The sequence below is a fragment of the Aquiflexum sp. genome, assembly GCF_977115555.1.
In genome coordinates this window covers 1-4,469 of the sequence record NZ_CDSBKL010000344.1, presented here as the reverse complement: position 1 = coordinate 4,469, position 4,469 = coordinate 1, and the positions used below count along the sequence as shown (strand labels likewise).

The 4,469-nt window shown below is 40.8% G+C and carries 4 protein-coding genes and 1 pseudogene; 2 read left to right on the top strand and 3 right to left on the bottom strand.

Annotated features, from left to right (window positions below; genetic code table 11):
• Positions 1-184: 184 nt before the first annotated feature.
• A complete protein-coding gene (locus ACZFYI_RS16290; RefSeq protein WP_462525187.1) occupies positions 185-835 on the top strand; it encodes a sterol desaturase family protein in 651 nt (216 codons plus the stop codon).
• Between the two features lie 35 nt (positions 836-870).
• Here ACZFYI_RS16290 and ACZFYI_RS16285 read toward each other — a convergent pair whose 3' ends face one another.
• A complete protein-coding gene (locus ACZFYI_RS16285; protein WP_462525186.1) occupies positions 871-1,302 on the bottom strand; it encodes a hypothetical protein in 432 nt (143 codons plus the stop codon).
• 101 nt (positions 1,303-1,403) lie between these two features.
• Here ACZFYI_RS16285 and ACZFYI_RS16280 point away from each other — a divergent pair, with 101 nt between their 5' ends.
• A complete protein-coding gene (locus ACZFYI_RS16280; protein WP_462525185.1) occupies positions 1,404-2,216 on the top strand; it encodes a Rossmann-fold NAD(P)-binding domain-containing protein in 813 nt (270 codons plus the stop codon).
• Between the two features lie 15 nt (positions 2,217-2,231).
• Here ACZFYI_RS16280 and ACZFYI_RS16275 read toward each other — a convergent pair whose 3' ends face one another.
• Positions 2,232-4,121, bottom strand: a complete 1,890-nt coding sequence (locus tag ACZFYI_RS16275) for an ABC-F family ATP-binding cassette domain-containing protein (protein WP_462525184.1) — start codon at positions 4,119-4,121, stop codon at positions 2,232-2,234.
• A gap of 223 nt (positions 4,122-4,344) precedes the next feature.
• A pseudogene (locus tag ACZFYI_RS16270) lies at positions 4,345-4,469 on the bottom strand (PadR family transcriptional regulator); the annotation flags it as partial.

The window sequence follows — 4,469 nt, the reverse complement described above, 5'->3', positions numbered from 1 at the left end:
GGAAGAAACAAAACCTTTGAGTGCGAAATTTGCTTTAAATCATTAGGGAATATTTAAGCCCTAAAATCAAAAATTTTGCATTTTAAATGTAAATTTGTGAACTGATTTTATGCTAATTTCTGCAAGTCTTTATAATTTATGATAGCTTTAGTGATTTTATTTGAAAATCTTAACTATTAAAACTATGCCAACAAGTACCAGTACATTAAAAAAAATAGGGAGGTTGGACAGGCCAGATAATTCGGGTTCTGCCCATATGTTTCAGAATCCTATTCTAGAAAGGCTTTCAAGAACTCATATCTTAGTACCTATCACATTGTTCTTTTTGATCTCTTCGGGTTGTCTCTATTACGCAGTAACTACTACTACAATCACTTTTGGAGTTGGGATTTTGGTACTGCTTTCAGGGGTCTTTGCTTTCACTTTCGTAGAATACATGATGCACAAGCATTTTTTTCATATGGAGCCTGATACTCCTATCAAAGACAAACTACAATACAGCGTACATGGTGTACACCATGATTATCCAAGAGACAAGGACAGATTGGCGATGCCACCTTTTGTGAGCATAGCTTATGTTTTGGTTTTCTATGCTGTTTTCAGTTTCATTATGGGAGATTATGCCTTGTATTTCTTGCCTGGTTTTCTAATTGGATATTCGGGTTATTTGGGCGTCCACTATATTGTACATGCCTATCAGCCCCCAAAAAATTTTCTAAAGGTACTTTGGGTTAATCATGCCGTACACCACTACAAAGATCCGGATGTGGCATTTGGGGTGAGTTCCCCGCTTTGGGATTATATCCTGGGGACTATGCCAAAAAAAGATAAGTAATTTCGAATCCCTCTTTCTAACTGATAGAGGGATTTTTATTTGGTTCTGTTTTTGGTTGAAAACCTGCCCTGAAATCCTTTTTTAAATTCCCGGTAGGAAACAGAATCCTGAATACTCTGAAAAAAATCAGAAGGAAGATCCAACCTAGTATATCTGATAGATTCTAAGCTGTCAGTTAAAGTGAATGCCTCTTTTCCTTCATCCAAAACCTGCCAGATTCTTTCTATACCGGCGCCATTGCTCACCACCAAAAGCCTGCCTTGCATTTGATAATCATATCCAATGGGTCCTATTTGTTCATGGTGGAGTACAATCAGAGAATCGTTCACGTACAATTCGTAATAGGTCGAATCCTCTTCATATCCATACCAATTTCCAAGGATTGGATTTTTATTGCTCTTGAAATTGCAGGAAGAAAATAGGAATACAGAAACCATTCCTATCGCCAATACTTTGGAGCGGAACATCGGAGTTTTAAAAAGAAGCCACAACCTCATTTCCATTTTGGATTAGCGTTATATTTAGCCACTCAAATTACCAAATATTTGAAAATTTTCCATTGTTTTTTATGACTTCAATAGCTATTATCGGATTGGGTTGGTTAGGTGAGCCTTTGGCTATGCACCTCAAGGGACTAGGATATAATGTCAAAGGAAGCACTACCTCTCATGAAAAATTACCCGGATTACAATCCAAAGGGATCGAAACGGCATTGTTAAAATTTAATCCACACCCTGAGGGAACAGGATTCAGTAAGCTTTTTGAAACTGATGTGCTTTTTGTCAATATTCCTCCAAGGTCTAGGACAATGCCTGAGGGGTTTTATGTGGAACAAGTCAAATTTGTCAGAGAAATTGCTGTCCAATCAAAAGTGGAGAAAATCATTTTCGTCAGTTCCACTTCCGTGTATCCCGATTGGAACCAAAAAGTGGATGAATCATTTCCTTTAACGATAGAAAACACCGGGAGTCCTGGCATTTTCCGAGCGGAACAAATTCTCCAATCTGAAAAAAGATATGACTTGACGATCATCAGGTTTGGGGGACTGTTGGGAGTTGACAGGATTCCGGGGAGGTATTTTTCAGGAAAGACAAATGTCGTAGGAGACAGCCCTGTCAATTACATCCATCAGGATGATGCAGTCAGGATGTCTGCTTGGATCATTGAAAACAACCTTTGGAACGAGACTTTCAACGGAGTTGCCCCTTTGCATCCTTTGAGGAGGGATGTTTATGAAAAGAACTCCAGAGAATTGGGTTTTGCACCTCCTTTAAGCTATGCTTCCGAGGGGGAATCCATGTGGAAAGAAATCTCCTCAGACAAAATCCTGGCTACAGGTTTTCAGTTTCAGATTCCCGACCCTCTGGATTTTTGGTATTAGGCATAAAAAAAGGGATCAATCGATCCCTTCCAAATCACTCAATTCCAGCCACCTCATTTCGAGATTTTCCAATTCTTTCTCAATTTTTTGGATTTGTTTTGCCCAATCGATTATCAGCTGATGGTCTTCCGAACCGGTATTGATTTTGGAAACCAAGCTATCTTTCTCCTTAGTCAGGGATTCGATTTTGGCATTTGTTTCTTCGTATTCCTTTTTTTCTTTAAAGCTTGCTTTCGGTTTGCCGGGATCGTTATTTGTTTTTTCAGCTTTGGGAGCGTTAACCGTTTTTTCTTCTTTTTTGACAGTTTTCTCTTCTTTTTCCCACTCTCTGAAATCGGTATAATTTCCGGGAAAATCTTTGATGATCCCTTCGCCTTCGAAAACAAACAAGTGCTCAACCAGCCTGTCCATAAAATACCTGTCGTGGGACACGATGATCAGACAGCCCGGAAAATTATCCAAGAACTCTTCCAAAGTATTCAGGGTCACAATGTCTAGATCATTGGTAGGTTCATCGAGAATCAGGAAGTTGGGACTCTTGATCAGGATCATCAGCAGCTGCAATCTTCTGCGCTCGCCACCGCTCAGTTTGGCGATTGGCGTATGTTGTTGTTTGGGAGGGAAACCGAATTTGGTCAAGAACTGAGAAACAGAAATCGTGGCGCCACCGGCTACAGTTACCACTTCTGCCACTTCCTTCACGATGTCCAACAATCTCTTCTCTTCGTCAAAACTGTCTTCCTCCTGTCTGTAATAGCCGATGGCGGTCGTTTGGCCTATGCTGATTTTTCCGCTGTCGGGGGGAAGCATTCCTGTGATCATATTGAGAAAAGTGGTCTTTCCGGCACCGTTTGGACCTACTATCCCGATTTTATCACCTTTTTTGAAGGTATAGCTGAAGTCTTTGAGGATTTTCTTATCCTCAAAAGATTTGTTGAGTTTTTCTATTTCGATGATTTTGTTGCCAAGCCTTTGGGAAGTGACTTTGAGTTCAATCTCTCTTTCCTCTTTTTTCATAAAGGCTTTTTCTTTTGTTTCCTCAAAGGCATCCACCCTGTATTTGGCTTTGGTACTTCGGGCCTTAGGCTGCCTTCTGATCCAATCAAGTTCTTTCTTGTAAAGGCTTTTTGCTTTCTCCTGTTCGGTGGCTTCAATCTCTCGCCGTTCTTCTTTCTTTTCCAGAAAATAACCATAGTTGCCCATATACCTGTGGATGCTGCCGTTATCCAACTCAAGGATTTGATTGGTGACTTTCTCCAAGAAATACCTGTCGTGCGTCACCATAAAAAGCGCAAGGTTGGCTTTGGAAAGATAATCTTCCAGCCATTCTATGGTCTCCAGATCCAGGTGGTTGGTAGGTTCGTCCAACAGCAAAAGATCAGGCTTTACCAGAATGGCTTTTGCCAAAGCGACGCGCTTCCGCTGCCCGCCACTCAGGTTGTTGACTGCCATTTCGGTATCGTGAAGGCCGAGTTTGCCTAGTACTTCATTGATTTGGTATTCAAAATCCCAAGCCTGAAGCGTATCCATTTTTTCAAAAATCTTCTGCATCTCATCGCCGTTGTCCTTGCCATGTTCGGCATCCAACATCGCTTTGTGATACTGCTCGATCACCTGCAGAGTCTCGTTGGTACTGCCGTCAAAGATGGTCTGAAACACACTGAGATTTCCCGAAAAGACCGGATTCTGGTGTACGTAAGCCACTTTGACTTGTTGGTTGATGGCTACATTGCCGGAGTCGGCGACTTCCTGTCCCATAATGATTTTCATCAAAGTGGACTTTCCTGCCCCATTGATCCCTACTAGGGCAATTTTTTGGCCTTGGTCTATGCCGAAGGAAATGTTCTGAAAAAGTTTGCGCTCGCCAAATGACTTGCTGAGGTTTTCTACTGATAGGTAATTCATGCCGCAAAGATAGAAGGAAAAGGTTTTAAAGTTCGTAGGTTAAAAAGTTTTAAGATTCAGATGCGTCTCGGGGCCGACTAATCAATTTTTTTTCTTTTTTTTGGTAAATATAATATTGAAAAAAAGATTATATAGAATTATTGCTCAAAATTGAATCAGAACCGAATTTTTTTCAATTTTGTGGTTTTTCTCCACTTCTATTCGCTTTATCACTCCATCATGCGGTGATTTTAAAATATTTTCTTGGTGGTCCGGAGTTGGATTCCATCCAGTAATAATCGAGTAGTTCAGCATTTTTTAGTCTGGTGAGAAGGGGATAGAGCGTGCCTTCCACAACGACCAGATTTG